The sequence below is a fragment of the Paraburkholderia oxyphila NBRC 105797 genome (assembly GCF_000685075.1).
In the GTDB taxonomy this organism is placed as follows: domain Bacteria; phylum Pseudomonadota; class Gammaproteobacteria; order Burkholderiales; family Burkholderiaceae; genus Paraburkholderia; species Paraburkholderia oxyphila.
The window spans coordinates 40,900-63,661 of record NZ_BAYD01000016.1; the positions used below are offsets into that span (position 1 = coordinate 40,900).

General features: G+C 58.9%; 21 protein-coding genes. All 21 read right to left on the minus strand.

The features are described 5' to 3' along the window. Nucleotides 1–1,274: 1,274 nt before the first annotated feature. The 21 genes from BO1_RS13625 to BO1_RS13725 all read right to left on the minus strand — a co-directional run bounded on the left by BO1_RS13625 (nucleotide 1,275) and on the right by BO1_RS13725 (nucleotide 22,755). Entirely contained in the window at nucleotides 1,275–1,586 is a 312-nt protein-coding gene (locus BO1_RS13625) for a high-potential iron-sulfur protein (RefSeq protein ID WP_028218030.1), read from the minus strand. A gap of 106 nt (nucleotides 1,587–1,692) precedes the next feature. Beyond that, on the minus strand, nucleotides 1,693–3,147 hold the full coding sequence (locus BO1_RS13630) for an NAD(P)(+) transhydrogenase (Re/Si-specific) subunit beta (protein ID WP_028218031.1): 1,455 nt from the start codon (nucleotides 3,145–3,147) through the stop codon (nucleotides 1,693–1,695). Then, nucleotides 3,148–3,468, minus strand: a complete 321-nt coding sequence (locus BO1_RS13635) for an NAD(P) transhydrogenase subunit alpha (RefSeq protein WP_028218032.1) — start codon at nucleotides 3,466–3,468, stop codon at nucleotides 3,148–3,150. 14 nt (nucleotides 3,469–3,482) lie between these two features. Further along, complete coding sequence (locus tag BO1_RS13640) at nucleotides 3,483–4,634, minus strand: Re/Si-specific NAD(P)(+) transhydrogenase subunit alpha (protein WP_028218033.1); 1,152 nt, start codon at nucleotides 4,632–4,634, stop codon at nucleotides 3,483–3,485. 84 nt (nucleotides 4,635–4,718) lie between these two features. After that, nucleotides 4,719–5,879: an MFS transporter gene (locus tag BO1_RS13645; protein WP_028218034.1), complete on the minus strand. Its 1,161-nt coding sequence runs from the start codon at nucleotides 5,877–5,879 to the stop codon at nucleotides 4,719–4,721. Between the two features lie 81 nt (nucleotides 5,880–5,960). Then, the gene (locus tag BO1_RS13650; protein ID WP_028218035.1) at nucleotides 5,961–7,145 is read right to left on the minus strand and encodes an acetyl-CoA C-acyltransferase; all 1,185 of its coding nucleotides are present in this window, start codon (nucleotides 7,143–7,145) and stop codon (nucleotides 5,961–5,963) included. 65 nt (nucleotides 7,146–7,210) lie between these two features. Continuing rightward, complete coding sequence (locus BO1_RS13655; RefSeq protein ID WP_028218036.1) at nucleotides 7,211–9,034, minus strand: acyl-CoA dehydrogenase; 1,824 nt, start codon at nucleotides 9,032–9,034, stop codon at nucleotides 7,211–7,213. An 84-nt stretch (nucleotides 9,035–9,118) separates the two neighbouring features. Further along, nucleotides 9,119–9,637: a MaoC family dehydratase gene (locus BO1_RS50935; protein ID WP_245643788.1), complete on the minus strand. Its 519-nt coding sequence runs from the start codon at nucleotides 9,635–9,637 to the stop codon at nucleotides 9,119–9,121. A gap of 10 nt (nucleotides 9,638–9,647) precedes the next feature. After that, nucleotides 9,648–10,586 carry an SDR family NAD(P)-dependent oxidoreductase gene (locus BO1_RS50940; RefSeq protein ID WP_043284764.1) on the minus strand — a complete coding sequence of 313 codons (939 nt, stop codon included), beginning with the start codon at nucleotides 10,584–10,586 and terminating at the stop codon, nucleotides 9,648–9,650. 175 nt (nucleotides 10,587–10,761) lie between these two features. After that, entirely contained in the window at nucleotides 10,762–11,058 is a 297-nt protein-coding gene (locus tag BO1_RS13670) for an EthD family reductase (RefSeq protein WP_028218037.1), read from the minus strand. Nucleotides 11,059–11,246: 188 nt separating this feature from the next. Next, complete coding sequence (locus tag BO1_RS56340) at nucleotides 11,247–12,140, minus strand: NAD(P)-dependent oxidoreductase (RefSeq protein WP_052409454.1); 894 nt, start codon at nucleotides 12,138–12,140, stop codon at nucleotides 11,247–11,249. A gap of 308 nt (nucleotides 12,141–12,448) precedes the next feature. Beyond that, nucleotides 12,449–13,174, minus strand: coding sequence for a hypothetical protein (locus BO1_RS13680; RefSeq protein WP_043284766.1), 726 nt, complete (start codon nucleotides 13,172–13,174; stop codon nucleotides 12,449–12,451). Between the two features lie 21 nt (nucleotides 13,175–13,195). After that, entirely contained in the window at nucleotides 13,196–13,876 is a 681-nt protein-coding gene (locus BO1_RS50950) for a hypothetical protein (RefSeq protein ID WP_043284768.1), read from the minus strand. Between the two features lie 34 nt (nucleotides 13,877–13,910). Further along, a complete protein-coding gene (locus BO1_RS13690) occupies nucleotides 13,911–14,567 on the minus strand; it encodes a c-type cytochrome (RefSeq protein WP_028218039.1) in 657 nt (218 codons plus the stop codon). A gap of 10 nt (nucleotides 14,568–14,577) precedes the next feature. After that, entirely contained in the window at nucleotides 14,578–16,062 is a 1,485-nt protein-coding gene (locus BO1_RS13695) for a flavin monoamine oxidase family protein (protein WP_028218040.1), read from the minus strand. A gap of 94 nt (nucleotides 16,063–16,156) precedes the next feature. After that, entirely contained in the window at nucleotides 16,157–17,101 is a 945-nt protein-coding gene (locus tag BO1_RS13700) for an electron transfer flavoprotein subunit alpha/FixB family protein (protein ID WP_028218041.1), read from the minus strand. 14 nt (nucleotides 17,102–17,115) lie between these two features. Then, complete coding sequence (locus tag BO1_RS13705) at nucleotides 17,116–17,865, minus strand: electron transfer flavoprotein subunit beta/FixA family protein (RefSeq protein WP_028218042.1); 750 nt, start codon at nucleotides 17,863–17,865, stop codon at nucleotides 17,116–17,118. Nucleotides 17,866–17,899: 34 nt separating this feature from the next. After that, complete coding sequence (locus BO1_RS50955) at nucleotides 17,900–18,295, minus strand: DUF4148 domain-containing protein (RefSeq protein ID WP_322788527.1); 396 nt, start codon at nucleotides 18,293–18,295, stop codon at nucleotides 17,900–17,902. Nucleotides 18,296–18,514: 219 nt separating this feature from the next. After that, the gene (locus BO1_RS13715; protein ID WP_028218043.1) at nucleotides 18,515–19,804 is read right to left on the minus strand and encodes an acyl-CoA dehydrogenase family protein; all 1,290 of its coding nucleotides are present in this window, start codon (nucleotides 19,802–19,804) and stop codon (nucleotides 18,515–18,517) included. Nucleotides 19,805–20,456: 652 nt separating this feature from the next. After that, nucleotides 20,457–21,152: a TetR/AcrR family transcriptional regulator gene (locus BO1_RS13720; protein ID WP_043284770.1), complete on the minus strand. Its 696-nt coding sequence runs from the start codon at nucleotides 21,150–21,152 to the stop codon at nucleotides 20,457–20,459. A gap of 103 nt (nucleotides 21,153–21,255) precedes the next feature. Beyond that, a complete protein-coding gene (locus BO1_RS13725; protein WP_084687942.1) occupies nucleotides 21,256–22,755 on the minus strand; it encodes an NAD(P)/FAD-dependent oxidoreductase in 1,500 nt (499 codons plus the stop codon). Nucleotides 22,756–22,762: the final 7 nt, after the last annotated feature.

A 22,762-nucleotide genomic window follows, 5' to 3' on the forward strand; every position in this document is an offset into this window, starting at 1 on the left:
TCGTATCGTTCGCGTCGTCCAGATGCTCACCCAAGGCGAGCGCAATCACACGATGGATCGCCTCGCCGCTGGTGGACAGGATACTCCAACGAGCTTTACCGAAGCTCGAAACGGATTGACTCGCGACTTCCAGTAGGCCGCAGCTGGCCTGATAGGTACCGAGTCCGTGAGTCGGCTCCATCGGGTTTGGCATACATGGGATTACGTAGTAAATGCCATCATTTTCTCTATGGCACCGTTGCGCGTCGCTTTTCTTCGCAAGCCCGCATCTCGTTTGCGGAGACTAGGCGATTCACCACGGCCTTCTGGAGTTGTTGCTGACACGCGCAGCAGGTGCAGGTGCAGGTGCAGGCAATGAACGAAGAAGAGACAATGGCGCTGAGCGAGCGCCTTACAGCATGCAGACACTATTGAGATCCACCGTCCGCCGGTAGACATTTTTGTTCAGCCAGGGAACGAATGTGTACTCGTCGTACGCATTGCTACCAATATAAATCCAATTGCTGAGCACACTGATCATCACCGTCTCCCGACAAATCCACGCTCCATGGCATGTCCCACGAGTCACCATTGCACCCGACAAACTTTCCGCCACCCTGCTAACTGCGCTTCGGAACCCGAGTCCAACCACCTAGACTTGACCTACATTTATCGTTGCAATGACCTAATAGTAGCATCGATTTGACCTAGAATCAAGGGGCGTTGCGTGACCATGGTGAAAAACACCGATTGGTGCGAGGTAAGCCGTAAAGGGAGTGACGCGATGACGTTGGCTACTTCTGAATTCAGCTTTGGCTTGCGTCCGATACAAGATTTTTGGGAGAACCCGACGTACAACAGAAGAAGGGAAGACAAGGAACAGTTGACCTGCTTCCATGGCGTCCTCGTCAGTGGAACATTCATGGAGGAAGTAAATGGCGGTGGATGCACGCCAGCCTCCCCATCAAGTGGATTGGACCGATGTCTTCACTGCCGCGCCACAGGAGATACGTCTATGACGGCCGCATCGACGCGCTCGCCGAACATCAGTCGATTGCACGGTGGGCGCTAGCTTTTGAACGCCTCACCGAAAATCAATGCCGCTACATCACGGGCCGCCCGTTGACGATCGACGATGATGGCTTCTGCGCCAGTCGGCACAAGTCCGGACAACCCTCCTTGATCGGTCGTAGGCGGCGGTGTAGAGCGATGCTCAGTCAGTACGCCCTTTCGTGTATGTGTACTGCATCTGTTTTAGCAAAACGAAGCACCGATCGCCGATATGAACCGCTCAATCAACCCCTCTTGCTATAAGCACCGCACCAACCCTTTCCCGAGACCTGCTTGCCGCCGAACATCGGGCACGGGGCGAATGCACTGGCTGGCTTGCCCTGATAGAACGTGCAGTTGCTGCAGTCCTGGCCGGCGGCATACTTCGCGAACTTGGCCTTGTCGACCTTCCTGGCGTCGGCCTTGTAGCCAAGCGCCACCGCCGTGGAATCGGCTTCCGACACCGTGGCCGCATCGGCAAAAACCAGCCGCGACAGTGCCAGGCTGGAAGCGACGCTGGCGCTGGTCATCATAAAGGTGCGGCGGGATGTTTTCATTCAAAGACTCCTCTAATAAAAAAATGCCGTGCCGGCAAGGCACGGCGGCATCGTGAAAACGATGTATTACAAAGTAACTTTCGGCGGGTTCAATAACAGATTCAGATCAGCCCGCGCACTTCACCATGTCCTCGATCACTTTCTTCGCATCGCCGAACACCATCATGGTCTTGTCCATGTAGAACAGTTCGTTGTCGAGGCCTGCATAACCCGCCGCCATCGAGCGCTTGTTCACGATGATTGTGCGCGCCTTGTACGCCTCGATGATCGGCATGCCGGCAATCGGCGACTTCGGATCGTTCTTCGCCGCCGGATTCACCACGTCGTTCGCGCCGAGCACCAGCACAACGTCGACCTGACCGAACTCGCCGTTGATGTCCTCCATTTCATGGACGATCTCGTACGGCACTTCGGCTTCCGCGAGCAGCACGTTCATGTGCCCCGGCATGCGGCCCGCCACCGGGTGAATCGCGTACTTCACGTCGACGCCCTTCTCGACGAGCTTGTCCGTGAGTTCCTTCAACGCGTGCTGCGCGCGTGCCACTGCGAGGCCATAGCCCGGCACGATCACCACCGACTCGGCGTTGCCCAGCATGAACGACGCGTCCTCCGAGGAACCCGACTTCACCGGGCGCTGCTCCTGCGCACCGCCCGTCGCCGCGCCGCCCGCCTCGCCGCCAAAGCCGCCCAGCAGCACATTGAAGAACGAGCGGTTCATCGCCTTGCACATGATGTACGAGAGGATCGCACCCGAGGAGCCCACCAGCGACCCGGCGATGATCAGCATCGCGTTGTTCAGCGAGAAGCCGATGCCCGCCGCCGCCCACCCTGAGTACGAGTTCAGCATCGACACCACCACGGGCATGTCCGCCCCGCCGATCGGGATGATGATCAGCACGCCCAGCGCGAACGCGATTGCCGTCATGGCAATGAAGGGCAGCCACGACTGTGTGATGAAGAATACGATGCCAAAGCCGATCATGCCGAACGCGAGCATCAGGTTGATCAGATGCTGGCCCGCGTAGACCACGGGCGCGCCCTGGAAGAGCCTGAACTTGTACTTGCCCGAGAGCTTGCCGAAGGCGATCACCGAACCGCTGAACGTGATCGCACCCACGAACGTGCCGATGAACAGCTCGATGCGGTTGCCGTACGGCAGGAAGCCCGGATACGGCGCATCTTCGGCCACGAGGCCGAACGCGGCAGGCTCGGACACCACCGCATAGGCGATGCACACCGCCGCGAGACCGATCAACGAGTGCATGGCCGCGACGAGTTCGGGCATCTTGGTCATCTCGACGCGCGCGGCCACAAACGCACCGAGGCCGCCACCGACCACCAGCGCCCCGAACAGCAACGCGAGACCGAGCCCGAGGTTCGAGCCGAACTGGGCGGACTGCTTCGCGATCAGCGCGATGGTGGTGAGAATGGCGATCGCCATGCCCACCATGCCGAACAGGTTGCCGACGCGCGCGCTGCGTGGGTTGGACAAGCCCTTGAGCGCCTGGATGAAGCAGACCGACGCGACCAGGTAGAGCAGCGTAACGACGTTCATGCTCATTTACGCACCCTCCTTCGCAGGGGACTTCTTCGGCTCTTTCTTGCGGAACATCTCCAGCATGCGCCGCGTGACGAGGAAGCCGCCGAACACATTCACCGCCGCGAGCAGCACGGCGAAGGTGCCGAAGAACTTGCCCGGGCCGCCCACCGTGAGCCCGGTGGCCAGCATCGCGCCCACGATCACGATGGCCGAGATCGCATTGGTCACGGCCATGAGCGGCGTATGCAGCGCCGGCGTGACGTTCCACACCACGTGATAGCCCACATACACGGCCAGCACGAAGATGATCAGGTTGATGACGGTATGGTTGATCAGTTCCATTGCCGGGTCTCCTCTCAGGTCTTGCGCGTGACGGCGCCGTCGCGTGCCAGCAGCGTGGCCGCGACGATGTCGTCCGCGAGATCGATATTGAGCGCGCCTTCCTTGGTCACGATCAGCTTCAGGAAGTCGAGCAGGTTGCGCGCGTAGAGCGACGAGGCATCGGCAGCCACCATCGACGCGAGGTTCGTGTAGCCGCAGATCTGCACGCTGTGGTGCGTGACCACCTTGTCCGCTTCGGTGAGCGGGCAGTTGCCGCCGCGCCGCCCCGTCGCCGGATCGGCCACGGGGCCACGCCCTGCCGCGAGGTCGATCACCACGGAGCCCGGCTTCATCGCCTGCACCGTCTCCGAGGGCAGCAGCGTGGGCGCGTCGCGTCCCGGAATCAGCGCAGTCGAAATGACGATATCGGCCTGTTTCGCGCGCTCGTGCACCAGCGCCGACTGGCGCGCGAGCCACGACGGCGGCATGGGCCGCGCGTAGCCGCCCACGCCTTGCGCCGCTTCGCGCTCCTCGTCGGTTTCGTAAGGCACATCGAGGAACTTCGCACCGAGCGACTCGATCTGCTCCTGCACCGCCGGACGCACGTCCGAGGCTTCGATCACGGCGCCCATCCGCTTGGCCGTGGCAATGGCCTGCAGGCCCGCCACGCCCGCGCCCAGGATCAGCACGCGCGCGGCCTTCACGGTGCCGGCGGCCGTCATGAGCATCGGCATGAAGCGCGGATAGAGGTTCGCGGCCACGAGCACCGCCTTGTAGCCGGCGATGTTGGCCTGCGAGGACAGCACGTCGAGGCTCTGCGCGCGCGTGGTGCGCGGCGCGGCTTCGAGCGCGAAGGCGGTGAGCCCGGCTTCGGCAAGCTTCTGCGCGTTCTCGGCGTTAAAGGGATCGAGCATGCCGACCAGCACCGCCCCGCGTTTCATGAACGCGAGTTCGCTGACCGAGGGCGACTGGACCTTCAGCACCAGCTCGGCGCCGAACGCGGCCACCGCATCGGCGACCTGCGCGCCCGCCGCCACATAGGCCTCGTCGGGAAAGCTCGCGCCGGTGCCGGCGCCTGCCTGAAGCGTGACCGTGTGACCCTGCGCGACGTACTTCTTCACTGTCTCCGGTGTCGCGGCCACACGTCGCTCGCCCGGTCTTTCTTCCTTTGGAATCCCTATCTTCAAGCTGGTCACCGCTCCTGTATCGGTATGCGTGCGCATATCCAAGATTTAACTAACTAGACCACAAATTCAGAATCGTTTTCCCGGCTATGCTCGCACCATGTGCCCGCTCGACTCTCGATCCAGGCGCGTCAATACGGGGAGCACGACAACAATCGCAAGCAGGTTGATTGCGAGGGCGGGAAATGCAAGCGATTTAAAATGGGCACCAGAAACCAGGGTTCCCATGATTCCCGGTCCAAATGCATAAGGGATTAGCGAATATCCCTGCAGCACGGAGGCGACGCGGCCACTCACTGGATCTAGCGCAACCGCAACTCCAAGTGAGTATGCGTTATAGAACATGGTGGTCAATCCGCATATGACCATTCCAATCAGGAGCATAACGGATGTTTCCGCACCCATAATGAGCAAATATGAAATTCCCGCAAGGAGGATAACGCCGCAAAGTGGGCGGGCTCGCCCCCAGCGAAGACCAATGCATCCTGCTACCCCGGACCCAACTATCGAGGCGATCATCCACGCGCTCAATATCGCCCCGATTGCGGTGGCAGACAAGCCAAGGGTCTCGCCGATTTGCTCAGAGAACGCGTAGGCCGCGCCATAGGTGAAATATGCAAGTGTCATACTGGCGAAAAGCCGTAGCGCGTCCCCCCACGCAAATGGCTTTTTTTGAGTTGGATGATCTTGCGGATATAGACCAACGTGCCATTGACGAACTAGAAGCGCGGAGAGTACGCAAAGCATCGTGCCAAGTGCGAGAAACATTGCGCTACCACCAAAACGCGATTGAACCGCAGGCAGCAACACCAGAAGCAAGGCAAAACCTGATGACATGCCCATATAGACCCGCCCGTACGTACGCTCTGGGTCCCCTGTCCCTGCAATCCAAATAGTCACCCCACCGAGTACGATTCCACTCGCCAGTCCAGCGGCCGTACGAAGTGCGATGAACGTCGTGAAGTCAGTCGCTCCAGCCGAAAAAAAATCAGCAAGCGTTGCTATAGTTGCGCCAATTAGCGTCAACGGGCGTAGATGGGTTCGCATGACGAGCGCTGGAACCAGCATCGATCCTATCGCAACTCCGGCTGTTTCTGCGGTAGCAAGCCAACCAGCAACGTTTGTCGGCAAGCGCATCACTTCAACCGCGTGCCCGATCATGAAAGGCATGGTGTTTAGACCCATGAGTCCGACAACCATGCCGCATACCAATGCCAGGTAGTTCGGATTAGAGCTGTGAGTAGTCATGCGAAATATCCACGTGATATCGTAAGCTTGAAATTTTCGTGCTGGTTACAAACCTGCGTGCAGGTTTTTCGGAATAGGGGTTCAAGCGACCTCGAACAAGCCGGCCGCACCCATTCCACCGCCCACGCACATTGACACTACGACGTAGCGAGCGCCGCGCCGCTTACCCTCGATCAGTGCGTGACCGACCAGTCGGGAACCCGTCATACCATATGGGTGTCCGATCGAGATTCCACCGCCATTTACGTTGTACAGTGCCGGATCGATGCTGAGTTTATCGCGGCAGTACAGCACCTGGCATGCGAATGCCTCGTTGAGCTCCCACAGTCCAATGTCCTCGACTCTCAGCCCGTGAACCTTCAGGAGCTTGGGAATCGCATAGATGGGACCGATGCCCATTTCTTCAGGGGCAGTGCCGACGACAGTCATTCCGCGGTATATGCCGAGGGGAGCGACGCCGAGTTGTTGAGCAAGATTTCCGTTCATCAGCACGCATGCACTCGCGCCATCCGACAGTTGGCTCGCATTTCCGGCGGTTACGACGCCACCTTCCATAACGGGCGCCAGCGCACTGAGCGATTCGAGCGTTGTCTCTGGACGATTGCCTTCGTCCTGAGTGAGCGTGACCTCTTTCGACATCATCTGTCCGGTCACCTTGTCGACCACCATCATCCGCGTAGTCAGTGGCACGATCTCGTCCGCAAACCGACCCTGCACCTGCGCCTCGGCGGTGCGTCGCTGCGACTCGAGCGCATACTGATCCTGGGCTTCGCGGGCAATACCGTACTTGCGTGAGACGAACTCCGCGGTTTCGAGCATCGGCATATAGGCATCCTGCTGTGCACTCAGCACGTTTGGATCTTGTTCACCCCGTAGCCACTCGAAATAGCGAGTCTGCACGGCCGAAATATTTTCGTGTCCGCCCGCGACTACCACCTGCATGCCATCGCACATGATTTGTTTGGCAGCGGTCGCAATCGCCATCAGGCCGGACGCGCATTGCCGATCGAGGGTTTGCGCTCCCACCGAGACAGGTAGTCCGGCGGCCAGCACGCCGTTGCGGGCGATATTAAGTCCAGCAGTACCGGCATTGAGCACTGAACCGATCACGGCATCCTCGATGCGATCGGGCTCTATGCTCGCGCGCAGCACTGCGTGCCGGATTGCATGACCGAGCATGGTGGGCGAGTGCGTGGCGTTGAATGCACCGCGGTATGCCTTGCCGATAGGCGTGCGGGCAGTGGAAACGATGACTGCGTCGATCATGATGCGTCCTTGGTCAGATGGAAAGGGTCACGGGCAGGCATGTGGACTGTCCTGAAAGTGCGTGCTCAGAACCATTGCTCTTGCATGGTCAACGCGGTCGTCTCGACAGGAGTGAGCACGGCAAGCCACGCAGTGAGTTTCGGCATTTCCCACCCGAAGAAGTAATCGCAGGCGGCGAGTTTGCCCCGATGGAAGTCACTCGCGCGCGGACCGTTCGCAAGGGTGTTGGCAGCAATTGCTTGATCGAGCCAAAGCCAGCCGACGACCACATGGCCAAATGCCTCAAGATAAGCGGCTGCATTCGCCAGTTGAAGTTCCGTGTCGTCAAGTCGATGCAGTTCGTCCGTCACAATGCGGATTCGCTCCCACGCGCATTCAAGCGTGCTGGCGTGATGCCCCAATGACGCGGTCTCCCGCGCTCTCGCAACGGTACTGGCGATCCTCCTGTTGAGCTCATCCATGGCTGCACCGCCGCTCATGCGCGTCTTCCGGCCGAGCAGGTCGAGCGCCTGGACGCCGAACGTGCCTTCGTGGATCGGATTGAGCCGATTGTCGCGATAGAACTGTTCGACGTTGTACTCGCGCGTATAGCCATAGCCGCCGTGCACCTGGATCGCGAGGTCGTTGGCCACAAGGCCCCATTGGGAAGACCAGCTCTTCACGACCGGCGTAAGCAGATCCAGCAAGCACTGCGCTTCGTCGCGGGCGGGCGCGTTCTCCAGCGAATGGATATCGTCGCTGAGGCGAGCCGCATACAGGCATAGCGCCAGCGCGCCTGACGCGTACGCCTTCTGTGCAAGCAGCATGCGCCGAACGTCAGCGTGGCGGATGATGGGCACTTGCGGCGCGGTCGGGTCGCGCTCGCCGCGCGGCCGTCCCTGCAGGCGCGTCTTCGCATAATCGAGTGCGTGCAGATAGCCTGTATAGCCTAGCGCCGCTGCGCCCAGGCCCACCGAGATGCGTGCCTCGTTCATCATCTGAAACATGTAGGCGAGTCCCTTGCCTGGCTCGCCTACGATCTCGCCGAGCGCACCTGCCTCGCCGTTCGGACGGAAGCGCCCTTCGCCGAAATTCAATACACAATTCACCGTGCCGCGATAACCCATCTTGTGATTGATGCCGACCAGGACGACGTCATTGCGCTCTCCGGGCTGCCCGTCCGCGCCGATCAGCTTGCGTGGTACCGTGAACAGCGATATGCCTTGCACGCCGGAGGGTATCTGGCCGTTTTCATCTGGAATCTTCGCAAGCACCAGGTGAACGATGTTGTCGGAAATTTCGTGATCCCCACCCGAGATCCACATCTTGTTGCCGAACAGGCGATAGCGGCCATCGCCGGTCGGCACCGCGCGCGTGCGGATATCCGCGAGGCTCGAACCGGCCTGCGGCTCGGACAGGCACATCGTGCCAAAACAGCGGCCCTCCGACATCTCCTCTACATAGTGCGATACGCGATCGCGTTCGCCGTGCGCGATGAGCAGGTTCGCATTGGCGATGGTGAGAAATGCGTAACCGGCCGTGCCAGGGTTCGCCGCAAGCAGGTACGCCATGCCTGCCCGCTCCACGGTGCCCGGTAGACTCATGCCGTTCCATTGCGCCGGAAAGGCAGCACTGACGAGACCTGCATCGGCAAATGCCCGCAGCGCAACGGCAACCTCCGGATTGATCGTCACGCGCTCCCCATCAAACTCCGGTTCATAACAATCGTTCTTCTTGTTGTGAGGCGCGAAAAAGTCGGTCGCGAGGGACGCGTAGACGTCGAGCACAGACGCGTAGTCGAATCGATCCTGGCCGGAGAAGCGCGGACGATGGGCGAGTGATTCCACTTGCAGCCAGTCGAACAAAACGAAATCCAGGTCGTCACGGCAGAGAATGAGATCGCTTGTCATAGGATCGAATAGATACTGCAAAAATCGATGTGAAATTCGAATGTTGACGTGGCCGCATCCGGTTCAGGAACCACGCAACGAATGTCAGCTGTTGATGAGTGTCAGCCACTCGGCTACGAGTGCGGGTTTAGGCTGACGCTCGATTTCAACGACGACACCTATCGTTAGCAAATGACTCCGGGTGTTTCGCTCGCTGACATTCTTCAAGGTGAAACGTCCGCGTACCCTGTCGCCGCTTCGTACCGGAGTGACAAAGCGCAGATTGTTCAGTCCATAATTGACGGATGCACGCTGGCCTTCAAGCGTCGGGAGAACGTCGAGTGCCATCGCCGAGAGCAGCGAAAGGGTCAGGAATCCGTGAGCGATGGTCATACCGAACGGCCCCGAGCGGGCGGCTTCCTCATCGATGTGGATGGGCTGCCAATCTCGCGTAACGTCGGCAAAGGCATTGATCGCCCCTTGATCGATGCAGAACCATCCGGACACGCCAAGTTCACTACCTACGCGTGCGGAAAGCTGTGGTCGCGAGAGCGGTGGGCGGTCACGATACCCTTCAGCACCGGCGCTTCTCTCTTGGCCGACCTTGGCGATAACAGTGGTCAAGCTGGACTCGTCACACATGCTGCTGCTCCACATCGCCGGTTCCGTCGAAACCAGCCTTCTTCAATTCGAGCTCACCCTGGACGGAACCCGCTGTGGGCACAATTTCGCCACTGCGGCTGCTTACCTCATCAAGCCGCTGCGCCAGCAAATGCGGCACCTGTTCTCCGGTCCCGACGTAAATGCCTGGCGTCAAGGTAATATGCGCAGCTTCAAAACTGCCGGCGCCGGCGCAGAGCACCATGCGGTTTGGCGCATCATCGCCCGCGAGCACGGCCACGGCGGGACTAACGGCGCCGGGGGCGAGTGCCTCAAGAACGTTCGTGGACATCAGCCCTTCGAGCATACGCGTGCCGGCCGTTGGCGCGAGACAATTCACGCGGACGTTGTATCTTTCGCCTTCGAGAGCCAGTGTCTGCATCAGGCCGACCAGCGCCATCTTTGCTGCACCGTAGTTTGACTGGCCGAAATTTCCGTAGAGCCCCGACGATGACGTCGTCATTAGGATACGGCCATACTGCTGTTCGCGCATGACATCCCACACAGCCTTGGTACAATTCACCGCCCCCATGAGATGCACCTCGATTACCGCGCGAAAGTCGTCGAGCGCCATCTTGCTGAAGCTCTTGTCTCGGAGTATCCCTGCATTGTTCACGAGAATGTCAACGCGCCCCCAGTGCGAAAGCGCCTGTTCGACCATTCGCTGGACCTGCTCGAAGTCAGTTACCGACGCGCCATTCGCGATCGCCTCGCCACCTGCAGCTACGATCTCATCAACGACCTTCTGTGCCGCAGTGGCCGAGCCGCCTCTGCCGGTTACGTCGCTACCCAAGTCATTCACGACGACTTTCGCGCCCAGGCCCGCGAGCAACAGCGCGTGCTCCCGTCCAAGACCAGCGCCGGCACCCGTTACGATCGCAACACGACCGGTCAGATTAATGGACTTATTCATTGATAAGAGATTCCTAGTAATAGCGTAGTTTTCTTACTTTCTCTACGGTAGCTCAACCGCATGGTCCGATTACACAATTTTGTGTCCACAGCACAGTTGCGTCGTGACAAAGAAAAGAATGATGACTTTAAAGGTTTACGCCGCGAACTCAGGCCAAAAGATGGATAGACATCTACTAATCACCCGCGCGGAAAATAGACGGCGCGATACTGGTAAAGTTCTTCACGTCTCCGATCACCTCACCTGTTTTTACAGACGAGAGAGCCGCGTTTATTCCACTCTGATCGCCGAAACGCAATATCACCACGCATTCGAAGGGCTGAGGCCCTGGAGCTGGAAACAGGATCTCGGCCGATTGCAGCCCGAACTCGCTCCATGCTGCCCGAACGAGCGGGACATGGGTCGAAAGATAATATTCGCGATCAAACGTCCTACCTTCTGTTTCTGCGTAGCTCACGATTAGGGTCGCCATATTCAATCCTGTGTTTAGGTATACTAACAATTCGATCTGGAGAACGGATCTACGTTATCCCGCATCTTCGGCGAATGAGCTGACCAAGCATGTCGACAAACCCGAACTAGCCGGCCACCGGAGCCACCATCCGCAGCACATTCGCACAAACCTGCTTCCCGGAAAACGCCGCGCAACCTTCATCGGCCTTACGGCAGGTTATTGCGAACCACGTCATACACCGCGGCCAAGCCTTTTGAGCCGAGGCCTGTCGTCTGGGCGATTTTCACATAATCAACGATCGCTCCGAGGGATCGCGAGCCGACACCTGCGCCTTGCAGATCAGACAATACCGCCTTGAAGCCGTCGACATACACATCAATGATCGCCTGGTCCCCGTCATCAGAACCGGAGGAGATGCGTTTGCTCAGGTAATCAATACACTCGTTCGTCCACGGTTGCCCAGAGGTTCGAACATACTCCGCCATAGTCGCCACGGATACGCCGCAACTTTCCGCGAAGGCGGCTGCCTCAAAAAATCCACCTATCGTCACGAAACCCATGAGAGCGAGCGCCAGAAAGACCCTGAGACCCAACGCCGGATCCGTGCTCACATAGTGCTGCGTACCGCCGATATGTCGCAAAAGATCCCTGCTTTCTTCAAATACAGTGGCATCACCTGAACAAAAGACTGCCGTATCGGCGCTGCCGACCGACCGTGGATAGGCCAGCACACCCCCTGCAAGAAACGATATTCCGGCGTCCCGAGTCCGGGCGGCGATCTCCTTGAACTCGGCTTCCGTCCCCGTCGTCAGATCGATGAGAGTACGGTCGGTGGAAGCTGCCAGCACATCATCAGACAAGATATCGCGGATCGAATCATGATCGACGAGGGCAAGGATGGTAACCGGACTTGCAGCCATTGCCGTTTTCGCATCTGGAGCCAAAAATGCCCCATCGCGTACCAGGCTATCGGCCTTGCTTGGCGTGCGATTCCAAACGGTTACATGTTTGCCCGCCTTAAGGAATTCGCGTGCATACGCGCTCCCCATCGCTCCCAATCCCAAAATGGTAATGTCGCTGTGTCTACCGCTATCAGTCATTTGCGTCACTCCTCCTTTCTAGCCATACAAAAAATGGGCTTCGGGCGCTGTGTCATTCGGCCCGTGTCGGCCGAAACCATGGAATACTGCGCCGTCCAAATCCCCCAAATACCGGACTGCTACCTCGACCATACAGTGGGCTCGCCGGCCTAGAGCTTTAGCGCGGTCTCTGCCAGGATGGCAACTCGAGTCCCACCGATGATTGATTCGGCGGATACGCATCTCTGCGGAGGTGATGTCGGGACGCTTATTTCGCGACGGCACTCATATCTCTTCTCAGGGATTTCAATGTCATCGTCTGAGGCGCTCTATCCGGCCGAAACGCGACTCTGGTCCACACTTTTTGCCGCGCGCCGAAAAAGCTGCCAGCCGAACCACATCATCCATAGCGGCAATACGAGCACGACCACCGTTTCACATATGCTCGTAAGTCCATCGAGGTCTGGAAAGAAGCCGAACAGAAAGAAAAGACCGAAAAACCAGCCGACGATTTTCAGGAGGATCGATCCTTTCCATCCCGCCTTCTTCAGCTGCGTGGCGGCGATGGGTGCCCAAAAGAACACAAAGGGGCCTTCGCACCACCATAGTCCGCTTTGGGTTGCGTTAGCGACGGTTGTCCACGCGGCCGCGGCAGCGGCCTTCGTAGCATCGTCCCCCCCCGCGTACAGATGCGCGAGCGGATGAAAGATCGCCAGTTGCATGGCCGCTCCACTGATTCCTAGCACGGCATAGATTCCGATGGCGAACCCGATCATGTTGGCGAGTCCGCCGAGTTCCTCCCGAAAGACGTGCAGGAAATATCCTCCGATGACCAGCACCGCCAGATAGAAACCGAACACGTCGCTGAGCATAGACAACCGGAACAAATCGCGTGCATCGGAAGTCAACGCCAGCATCGTTGGCCCGTGAAGCACCATATCCGTGTCCGAGCCGGTCACCATCATTGACAACACGACGTTGACGTAGGCCAGGACTCCGCCAATGATGGCGCTCCAGGCTGTGAAGTGCATAACGTTTCGCGAAGGTAGATTCATCACATTTCTCCGAAAAGGACGTTAGTTTCTGCAGGGAGCGGAACCGCTCAATGTCATCCATTTGCCCTGCTTGCGCTCCAATGCGCAACAGGCGTAATAGGTGACAGCGATGAAGTACGCCCAGGTGAGCAGCGCGATGAAATAGAAGTTGAGCACTACGTTATGCTCTTCACCGGGAATCTTGTAGAAATCGTAAATACAAGCAATGACCTGCGAAGTAATCAGAGCCACGATCGTTGTTGTTGCATGGAGTTTTTCTCCGGCATCCAGCAATCTCTTGACAAAATAGACCATGTAGATCGATACACAAGTCCACGTCGCTACGTAGAAGTAGGGCAAGGCCGGAGCGATGAACTCGACGGTATCCAGGACGAGTGCCCCCCCGAAGGCGAGTGCGAATAGCACGATATCCTGACGAATCGATGGCTTATAGCCGTGCGTAACCGTCATAAATCCAAGGATGCCGATGACGGGGACGCCGAAAGCTCTGGTGAACGCATCAAAAAAATGCGCGACATGGTATAAAGGCGGCCATTCAGTGAGAAAGTAGACCAGAAAATTCGTCGCTGAGATCGCAACGATCAACCACTCCGCAGAAAGGAGGTAGTTGCGTTTCATCAGGAGTTTCGTGCCATAGAAAGCCCCCGTGACCGCTAATACGAAGCAGGCAAAGCAGAGCAGATAATATCTAACAATATCCATGATTAACTCCTCAATAACACCTTCGATCGACTCATCACTTTTTATCTCGGTTAAGGTCCGCAAGATAATTGGCAATCGCCTTGCGGTCTTCCGGTGATAGTGCTTTGGCGATGGTTTGCATCGTCCCTGACGGCTCCTTCCGCGCGCCGGTTGCAAACGCATCGAACTGTTTCAGGATGTAGTCATAGCTCTGACCGGCGAGTCGCGGAAATTGGTCGTGGCCCATCAGCCGGGCACCGTGGCAAGCCACGCAACTTCCACGTGCCACCAACAGCTCGCCTCTTGCTCTTAATCTGGGATCCGGCTGGAAGTAGTTGTTCGCAACGGCGGTCTGCGTCGAGTAATACCTCGACAGAGACTGGATCTCGGAATCACTCAAGGTCATCGCGAGCGGGCTCATGGTCGGATTCGCTCGCTGTTCGCTGGCGAAATCATGAAGTTGAGCGGCTAGATATGACGCGGGCTGCCCCGCCAGGCTCGGATAACCCTGATTGAGCGAATTGCCTTTAACGCCATGGCAACTGAGGCACGCATCGGCCAGACGGGGCCAGGCGCCGCCGCCGGCCTGGTTTGCTTCTGCCGACGCAGTGACATAGCTCTGCAGTCGGTAAATACCAAGAAAATCAGGTCCCAAAAGGGCAAGCAGCAAAGCGAAAACTGCAGAAATGGCGACAAGTACAACCTTTTTCATCTTCGCCTCCTCATACCCGGCGCAAGACATTGAGCGCCTGCAGGGCGCCCTGATGGCCAGAGCGTACGGCGCCATCCATGTAGCCGGCCCAGATATCCGCAGTCTCGGTACCCGACCAGATCAGGTTGCCGCAAGGCCGACGCAACGCCTCGCCATGCGCGCTCCAGAAGCCGGGGGGAATGGCAGAAATGCAGGTGATGGTCCAGGAATCGGCTCGACCCCAGTCGCGATCGTGGTACGACACGGGAGACAAGGCCTCGTCGCCCCAGGCTCGTGCATAGAGTTCCACCTGCATACGCCTGGCGGCATCCGTGTCGGATGGAACCAGCGCATTGGCCAGGAAAGCGTTGACGATCCCGATTTCCCCGCCAGGAGGAGAATTGTCGTAAGCCCAAAGGATTGGTCCGTTGTACTGGAAAATATGACCGTTTAGTCCTTTATCCCTCCAGAACGGGCGGCGATAGACCATGGCAGTTTTGCGTGCCGGAGAATACGCGGGCCAGGCACGCTGCAGGGCGGCACGTCTTTCGGGCAGCGGCGGATTGAATTGCACCTGATGACACAAGGCCGGATGGATGGCCATGATGACTGCCCGGGCTCGCACCTCGCCGCGATCGGTATGCAAGGTGACGACCTCACGGTCCCAGTCGGAAATCTGGCGGATCGGACACGACAGGCGCACCTTGTCGCCCAGTTGCTGGGCCATCTTGATACTAAGGATTTGCGAGCCGCCGATAAAACGGGTTTCCTGGGCGCTGTGCTTGATGCCATCTAGCTGCGAATAGTCGCAATTGGCTGAATTTATCATTGAGAGGAAATGCAGGAAGCCCATCTTCGCAGGCCCTACGCCGCCCGAAAGAATGATTCCCGCATCCCATCCCACTTGATCTTCCGGCTTGATATTCTGTCTGGCCAGCCAATCTCCGACCGATAGCGTGTCGAGTTCACTGGCCCTCGGAGACGCCCACGGTGCGCCTGAAGGCACGTCGCGTGAAAGCTTGCTGAGCTTCGCGCCGACTGCCTCGTCGGTACCGAAGGTGCCCTTCAGATCGACTTCCACCCGGCCATCACCGCCGAGAACGACTGTCTTTCCTTCGTAATAGCTCGGGAAGGTACCGACCTCCAGTTCGCGTGCGAGATCCGCGATCGCGGTTTGGCCGGGTCCAATCCATTGCCCACCGACCTCGGAGACGTATCCTCCGTCTACGTTGTAATTGAGCGTCCGTCCTCCCACACGGTCTCGCGCCTCCAGAACCAGAAAGGACTGGCACCCGGCCCTATGCAGGTCTCGCGCAGCAGTCAGACCAGCAAGTCCCGCACCGACGATAACGACGTCGAGGACGTCCTCTGGGTTGTCCGCGGTTTTCGCGCCAGCGGCATTTGCCTGCCGGGGGCCAAAGGCTAATCCGCCCACAGCAACCGAGGCGCCGGCATATTTGAGCAACTGCCTGCGCTGCATATTGGCCGAGGGGCCAATGGAAGATTTCTCTGCCATTATTTCTATCACCGCTATGAAGGTGGTAATCGGCTGGCCGTCCGTCGAGACGACAGGCGGTCGTCACGCACTCCTCAGCGAGCCGGATATCCGGTCAGATCGCCGTGGTCAGCTCTGGCACCAGCGTGAACAGATCGCCGACGAGACCGTAGTCCGCCACGCTGAAAATCGGTGCTTCCGGATCCTTGTTGATTGCGACGATCACCTTCGAATTCCTCATCCCGGCGAGGTGCTGGATCGCGCCTGAGATCCCGACAGCAATGTACAACTGCGGCGCGACAATCTTGCCAGTCTGCCCCACTTGGTAGTCGTTCGGTACGAAACCCGCGTCAACCGCCGCACGCGACGCACCGAGAGCCGCCTTCAGCTTGTCCGCCAGAGGCTCCAGCAGCTTCGTGTAGTTCTCGCCGCTGCCGAGACCGCGGCCGCCCGACACGATGATCGATGCGCTCGTCAGTTCCGGGCGATCGAGCTTTGTCACTTCACGGCTCATGAACTGCGAAACGCCCGACTCGGCCGCCGCTTCGATCTTCTCGACCAACGCGCTACCGCCCTCCGCTGAAACCGGATCGAAACCCGTTGACCGCACCGTGATCACCTTGATCAGATCAGACGATTGCACAGTCGCGATCGCGTTTCCGGCGTAGATGGGGCGTTCGAATGTATCCGCGCTCTCGACGGCGGTGATGTCCGAGATCTGCGCGACATCGAGCTTCGCCGCAATGCGCGGCGCGACGTTCTTGCCATAGGCGGTCGCCGGCGCAAATATGTGCGAGTAGTTCATCGCGATGCTCAGTGCTGTCGCGGCGACGTTTTCCGCGAGACCGTCGGCAAGTTGCGGCGCATCGGCTACCAGCACTTTCGTGACGCCAGCGATCTTCGCCGCGGCGTCCGCCGCATCACTCACGTTATAGCCCGCAACCAGCACATGGATTTCCGCGTCCACTAACGCCGCGACAATGGCCGCGGCCGCGCCGGTATTAAGCGTCGCAGGCTTGATCGACGTATTATCGTGTTCCGCAATTACCAAAATTGTCATGATTTCCGCTCCCCTTAGAGCACTCGGGCTTCGGTCTTCAGCTTTTCGACCAGCGTCTTTACGTCCGGCACCTTCACGCCAGCCGCACGATCAGGCGGCTCGGCTACATTGAGCGTCGCAAGACGCGGCGACACGTCAACGCCCAGATCTTCCGCCCTGACCGTCTCAAGCGGCTTCTTCTTCGCCTTCATGATGTTCGGCAGCGTCGCATAACGCGGCTCGTTCAAGCGCAAGTCGGTCGTCACCACCGCCGGCAGCTCCAGCGACAGCGTTTCTGTCCCGCCATCTACTTCGCGCGAGACAGTTGCCTTGCTACCGACGATCGCCAACTTCGCGGCAAATGTTGCCTGCGGCAGGTTTGCCAATGCGGCAAGCATTTGGCCGGTCTGATTCGAATCGTCGTCGATTGCCTGCTTGCCGAGGATCACAAGTTTCGGCCGCTCCTTGTCGACGAGCGCCTTCAGGATCTTCGCGACCGCGAGCGGCTCGATGCCATCTTTCGATTCGACGAGAATCGCGCGATCGGCGCCGATTGCCAATGCGACCCGCAACGTCTCCTGGGAGGCACTCGTTCCGCATGAGACTACGACCACTTCCGCGGCCACGCCTGCCTCCTTCAAGCGCACTGCCTCTTCGACTGCGATTTCGTCGAATGGATTGATGCTCATTTTGACGTTCGCCAGATCGACGCCCGATTTGTCCGCCTTCACGCGAACCTTCACATTCGCATCCACGACGCGCTTCACCGCTACCAGCACTTTCATTAATACTCCTGATCCAATACGTTGCCTCTGGCCATTAGTTTGCCGCCGGGATGATTCCCTCAGCCCTCCAAACTTGCTCCAGGCGCAGGAAGCGTTCACGGTTGACCGCCCTCGTGTCGGCGTTGGGCGGATAGTCGACCCAGCGCGGAGGTAACAGCCCAGCTTCCCCGGCCTGCAGAAGTTCTGCCTGGACTTGTGCCCGGGTCTTACCCGAAGCCGGGCTGACGCTAGCAATTTGGCCCGATTCCGCGCCGACGGCCAGGGTCGCCGCCCCGGTGTCTGCCTGGTCGGCACTCGACACAGATACCGAATGTGGGATCGACCGATCCGGTCGAGGTGCCACGCCTCCACGAGCTTGAGCCGCGACGGCCACGGGACAGATCAAAAGCGCTACTACGATATGTTTTGATATGCTAATCATTTTTACCATGACCTCCTGACTGGAAACCTCATACAGAGACACACACAATTTCAGGAACCGGCGTCCTCGCGTGCTGCGTACATCACAACGATCATCACGTGCTCGATTTCATCGCCTTAAGGCGGACTCTCGACCGATTTCGGCTCACGAATACGTGTTCAAAGACCGGGCGAGAATCTGAAGACATCCCTGCACCAACATCCTTCACTGAGCACTCGCATGTGGCGCTTATTCCTGGGTCCACCCGTTCTTGTACAACCTCCCTGCCAACACACCCAGACGCGACGTGAGCACATAATTCTCGCCGTCTTCGATCAGAGCAGAGCGCACATCGCGGAAGATCTTTTCGATCGGGAATTCGCGAGTGGTCCCGTTCGCGCCGAAGAGTTGGAACGCCTCGTGCGTAATCTTCATCGCTTCTTCGGTTACACTCACCTTGCCCATCGCGGTCACATAGGGGTGGCCCTGCGGCGACATGCGCGAGTACGTCAGAGTCCGACGCGCGATGCCGCGCGCCATCTCCAGACGGCGCAGCATCTCACCCAGCCGTAGATGCGTCATCTGGTGATCGATCAGCAGTGCACCGCCCTGCTTGCGTTCGTGACAATAGGCAAGCGCGAGTTCGAAAGCCGAACGCGCAGCACCGACAAACGCCTGAGCCATGTGCGTCCCCGCGTACGACCACGCCGAAGTCAGGTTACCCAGGTATTCGTCCTTCAGCGCGACCGCAAAGCGCTTCGGCACCTTCACGTTGTCGAAATAGAGTTCGCCCTGCGGCATCGCGCGCTGACCGATCTTGTCCAGCGGCTTGCCGCGTGAGATCCCCGGCAGATCCAGCGGAATGATCATTGCGATGCCGTTGGTAAACGCGCCCCGCTCCCCTGTACCGTAGAAGCCGTCGCCGTAATCTGCAGCCATGTACGCGAGACCGACCTGTGCCACCGGCCCGTTCGATACCCACGACGAATACTGCCCGTTTATCACGATTTCGTCGGCGCCAACCTTCGCGGTGATGTTGCCCGTCGGCTGCTTTCCGTTAGCGCTGAGCTCTTCGCGGTTCAGGATCGCAGCATCCGAACCGCGGTCGGGCTGCGTGTTCATCCAGCAGCCAACTTTTCCCGTACACATATCGATCAGTTCCTGACTGCCGACCGACTGCGCGACCATCAGCGGCATCATCGACGCGCCGATCGAAATGGCGAAACCGGCATCGCCCCAACCCAGCTCCTCGCCGATGATCGACTCGATCCGGCTCGCGGTTTCCGGAGGAAACTGGGCGATCAGCTGCGGATCGAGTCCCAGCTTCGCGCTCTCGGCCAGGGCCGTCCAATATGGTGACCCGGCGGCAACGACTTCCTCCGGTTTCATGCGATCGAGCTCTCGGCCGATCGGCCGCAACACGTCGCGCGCGAAGCGGTGAACGGTGCTCTGGATCGCACTTTCCTCTTCGGTCAACGGCGTCTCGAAACCACTCAATCCGACCAACGGCAACTCGACAGACTTGCGCAGACGAATCATTTCGATGCTCCTCCTCTCATGGACGCATACAGACCGGATTGCTGAGTGTCCGGCCGTTTCAGTTAAAGGCTTTGACAAGACGAGTCGAAGGGGCCGCCAACCCGCATCTCGCTCCATTTACCTCTTCGACGTTTCACTGACGAGGAGGCTCCGGTCGAACTTGCATCGCCACTCATCTCCGGTCCTTTGATCCTGCCCAGAGCCGACGTTCAGCCCAACCCCCGGCGGCGTTTATGCGACCTACAATATACGTATGCATGACCTAATCATAGCGTCGCATTGACCTACAATCAAGGAGCATGAGGACAGGGAAAACACCGATCGCGCCAATATTTGATGCAATGAGAGGCAGATTACGGACCTCTACAGAAGGCGACAGAGCAAGGAATCCCTGACGATCCTGTGATGACAAAGCCGGAGGCCGGGCCGGTTGCGCGACGAAACCGCGAATCGCACCTTGCGCAAATTCTCCTTGCCGCCCGGCATCCGCTTCAGGAGGATGGCATGCTGGATTCGCGATACACCGTGTAGCGGCATCGCGCGGGAATCACATCAGGAAACCTTCCCGGCTTTCGAGCGAAAGAGGAATTAGATCTGCGCGTTGCGCGACGCAATGCGTGGCTCTGCAGGCATCGGTAGCAGTTCTGCGGCGCTATTCTTCCCTGACGCCGAACGCTCCCCCCTGCACGATGCAATTGACGGTCGAGATGTATCGCTCGTCGAACTCCCGCGTGTGAGCGTGCTTGCTGTGTCCCGCGCCGGGATGCATCGCCAATCCGTCAGCCATCGCAATGAGCAGCGCGGCGACATGCATGCTGTCCGCCGTACCGAATTTCGGGTTGACGGCACGGATCAGCTTTGCGAATTCATGCGTCAACGTGCAATACCACTCGTCAATCAGTTCGGCACACTCAGGGTCGGTCGACGCAAACGAAAAGAAGTGCCGCAGCAATGCCGTATATTCGATATCTTTCGCATCACGGAGCGACCGCTTCACGATCGCATCGAGCACTTCTTGCGGCGGCACGCCGCAGTCGAGCTTGCGCTTCACTTCGTCCAGATACGCGTCAATTTCGGGTTCCATCACCGCCCTCAATACTGCAAGTTTGGTCGGAAAGTAGTACTGGAGATTGCTGACGCTGATTCCGGCTCGAAGCGCGACCGCGCGCAACGAGAATTCCAGCGGGCCGCTTTCAAGCAGGACCTTTCTGGCAACCCGAACGATCACGTTGCGAGTACGTAAGCCTTGGGCTCTCAATCCGTCATGAGCCGCCCCAGCGGCGGCTTCGCTCGATATGTGCCGTTTCCTGATGCCGCGCCGCCCGGCCAACACTTTCGTTGCTTCCATCGTGATTTAGGTGCCCCGGAACTCGCCGAAACGAAATGATTAAATGAGCGATTCGCCAAACGATAGCGCGCCGGATCGTCAATGACAGCGGGAGGATCGCCCGTTATCCCTTTCTGTAGTGGGCCTCACGCACCTTGCTGTTCAAGCGATCGTCCAGCATGTTTGTCACGCACAGCGCGCCATTGACAACACACCAACGCAAGGGTTCGGGCAGCGTCGATGGCGTGTCGTGACGAAGCGCCGCAAGCAGTTCATCTTCGGTACCGCGAATCCGTTTGGCGATCATGTTCCCCACCAGGGACTGCGTACCAACACCATGCCCGGTGCATCCTGCCGCGTAGTAGATATTCTGATGAGATCCGGTTGTGCCGACTACCGGCAGCGCATCGCCAGCCAAACTGATATAGCCGCTCCAGCATGCACGAAGGGCGATATTTCTCAAGGCTGGGAAACGGTCGTGCAAGGCCACCCTAAGCTCGCGATACTGGTCGTAGTCAGGCACATTAGGTGTCTTCGATCCGTACGGGTAGCTGATCCGCTTCGTCGTCACCAATAGCGTGTTGTGTGCTGTCAGCCTATGGCTTTCCATCGTCCAGTGCGCAGTCACGATGCCTTCACGTCGTGGCCAACCCAAAGCCGCAAGTTGTGCGGCAGACAGTGGTTCAGTCTCGATCGCCGAAACCCGGATCGGAATCACCTTGCCCCCGAGTACGCCGAGTTCCGGCGTGTACGCGTTGGTCGCAAGCATCATGATCGGTGCACTCACGCTGCCCCGCGGGGTCCTTGCTTTGATGACAGCGCCTTCGACATAGGACAGCAGCGGCGTATTCTCGTAGATCTTCACGCCTGCGCGAAGGGCCGCCCGGCGAAGTCCCATCACGTACTTGCCAGGATTGAGCGTACCGCCACGCGGCGTGTAGTTGCCGAAGAGAAATGCCGGCGGAATTCCGCGGGCGCGCATCGCAGCCTGGTCCAGGAACTGCGACTGGAGACCCAGCTCTGCACCGATTCGCATGCCTTCTCGTACCTTCTCCTCCTGAGACGCATCGATGCCGGCGCGAATTAGCCCGGACTGGTTGTAGTCGCAGTCGATCCCATGCTCCTTGAGCTTTCTCTCAACGAAGCTAACCCCCTCCTCGTAGAAGCTGACGATCTTTTTCCCCTTCTCCTGACCGATGTTCTTGAGGAAAAGGTCGTACTCGATCCCCAGGGCGCCGGCAAGATAACCTGCGTTGCGCCCGCTTGCCCCAAATCCGGCAAATTCGCGCTCGAGGACGACCACTTTCGCCCCGTGCGCGGCAAGCTCCAGAGCGGCTGACAGCCCTGCGAAACCGGCACCGACGATCACCACATCCGCCTGAACATCACCCTCGAGCGCGGGCTGTGGGTCATCCGGTTTTTCCACCCATCCGCCAAGCGCCCGATACTTCCCCAGATCAGCGGTGACTTTCGCTTCGACCACCGATTCGGCATGCACGCTCCCTGCGGCTGCCATTGCCGGCGCGACGATCGTTGCGATGGCCGCGCCCTTGACGAAAGTGCGCCTGGTCACGCCGGAATGACCCGCGCCCCCGCCCTGATTTGCATCCAATTCCTTGACCATACCTACC

What these genes read in the sequence shown, in the direction of transcription:
- BO1_RS13625 (WP_028218030.1), bottom strand. Translation starts at nt 1,586, where the DNA reads ATGAAAACATCCCGCCGCACCTTTATGATGACCAGCGCCAGCGTCGCT.
- BO1_RS13630 (WP_028218031.1), bottom strand. Translation starts at nt 3,147, where the DNA reads ATGAGCATGAACGTCGTTACGCTGCTCTACCTGGTCGCGTCGGTCTGC.
- BO1_RS13635 (WP_028218032.1), bottom strand. Translation starts at nt 3,468, where the DNA reads ATGGAACTGATCAACCATACCGTCATCAACCTGATCATCTTCGTGCTG.
- BO1_RS13645 (WP_028218034.1), bottom strand. Translation starts at nt 5,879, where the DNA reads ATGACTACTCACAGCTCTAATCCGAACTACCTGGCATTGGTATGCGGC.
- BO1_RS13650 (WP_028218035.1), bottom strand. Translation starts at nt 7,145, where the DNA reads ATGATCGACGCAGTCATCGTTTCCACTGCCCGCACGCCTATCGGCAAG.
- BO1_RS13655 (WP_028218036.1), bottom strand. Translation starts at nt 9,034, where the DNA reads ATGACAAGCGATCTCATTCTCTGCCGTGACGACCTGGATTTCGTTTTG.
- BO1_RS50940 (WP_043284764.1), bottom strand. Translation starts at nt 10,586, where the DNA reads ATGAATAAGTCCATTAATCTGACCGGTCGTGTTGCGATCGTAACGGGT.
- BO1_RS13670 (WP_028218037.1), bottom strand. Translation starts at nt 11,058, where the DNA reads ATGGCGACCCTAATCGTGAGCTACGCAGAAACAGAAGGTAGGACGTTT.
- BO1_RS56340 (WP_052409454.1), bottom strand. Translation starts at nt 12,140, where the DNA reads ATGACTGATAGCGGTAGACACAGCGACATTACCATTTTGGGATTGGGA.
- BO1_RS13680 (WP_043284766.1), bottom strand. Translation starts at nt 13,174, where the DNA reads ATGAATCTACCTTCGCGAAACGTTATGCACTTCACAGCCTGGAGCGCC.
- BO1_RS50950 (WP_043284768.1), bottom strand. Translation starts at nt 13,876, where the DNA reads ATGGATATTGTTAGATATTATCTGCTCTGCTTTGCCTGCTTCGTATTA.
- BO1_RS13690 (WP_028218039.1), bottom strand. Translation starts at nt 14,567, where the DNA reads ATGAAAAAGGTTGTACTTGTCGCCATTTCTGCAGTTTTCGCTTTGCTG.
- BO1_RS13695 (WP_028218040.1), bottom strand. Translation starts at nt 16,062, where the DNA reads ATGGCAGAGAAATCTTCCATTGGCCCCTCGGCCAATATGCAGCGCAGG.
- BO1_RS13700 (WP_028218041.1), bottom strand. Translation starts at nt 17,101, where the DNA reads ATGACAATTTTGGTAATTGCGGAACACGATAATACGTCGATCAAGCCT.
- BO1_RS13705 (WP_028218042.1), bottom strand. Translation starts at nt 17,865, where the DNA reads ATGAAAGTGCTGGTAGCGGTGAAGCGCGTCGTGGATGCGAATGTGAAG.
- BO1_RS50955 (WP_322788527.1), bottom strand. Translation starts at nt 18,295, where the DNA reads ATGGTAAAAATGATTAGCATATCAAAACATATCGTAGTAGCGCTTTTG.
- BO1_RS13715 (WP_028218043.1), bottom strand. Translation starts at nt 19,804, where the DNA reads ATGATTCGTCTGCGCAAGTCTGTCGAGTTGCCGTTGGTCGGATTGAGT.
- BO1_RS13720 (WP_043284770.1), bottom strand. Translation starts at nt 21,152, where the DNA reads ATGGAAGCAACGAAAGTGTTGGCCGGGCGGCGCGGCATCAGGAAACGG.
- BO1_RS13725 (WP_084687942.1), bottom strand. Translation starts at nt 22,755, where the DNA reads ATGGTCAAGGAATTGGATGCAAATCAGGGCGGGGGCGCGGGTCATTCC.